Source organism: Pseudomonas sp. PA-4-8C (genome assembly GCF_021606625.1).
GTDB lineage: Bacteria > Pseudomonadota > Gammaproteobacteria > Pseudomonadales > Pseudomonadaceae > Aquipseudomonas > Aquipseudomonas lactis.
Window position 1 is genome coordinate 1 of record NZ_WKCD01000595.1, and the last position, 571, is coordinate 571.

Here is a 571-nt window from a genome sequence, read left to right on the forward strand (position 1 = left end):
CGCGATGCAGACACCTCGGTACTTCAGGCAAACCGAGTCGATGCTATCGCAGGCAAGCCAGCTCCCACATCTTGAGCGGTGGTGTGTCAGTGTCAGCGGCGTGGCAACTCGATCAACACCTTGAGCCCACCCAGCTCACTCTCCTGCAGCTGCAACACCCCGCCCCACACCTCAACGATGTCGCGCACGATTCCCAGCCCAAGGCCATGGCCAACCCTTTGCTCATCCAGGCGTGCGCCACGGCTGAACACTTGGTCGCGCTGGGCCTCGGGAATGCCGGGGCCATCGTCTTCCACTGCCAGCCGGTAGCCCTGGGGCGTCTCACTGACGCTCAGGCGTACCTCGGCGTCCGCCCATTTACAGGCGTTGTCCAACAGGTTGCCCAGCAGTTCCAGCAGGTCTTCCCGGTCCCAGGGCAGTTGCAGGCCCGGCGCCACCTGGTAGCTGAGGTCAAGGTGTTCGCCGTGGATCATGCGCAGGGTGGCCAGTAAGCCGGGCAGTTCTTGTTCACAGTCAAACAACGCGCCCGGCAGCGCATCACCCGCCAGGCGCGCACGGTTGAGTTCACGGT

The 571-nt window shown here is 63.9% G+C and carries 1 protein-coding gene; it reads right to left on the reverse strand.

The genetic code is table 11. The features are described from left to right. Positions 1-92: 92 nt before the first annotated feature. On the reverse strand, positions 93-571 hold a 479-nt coding region (locus GIW04_RS31185; RefSeq protein WP_236479677.1), incomplete at its 5' end, for an ATP-binding protein.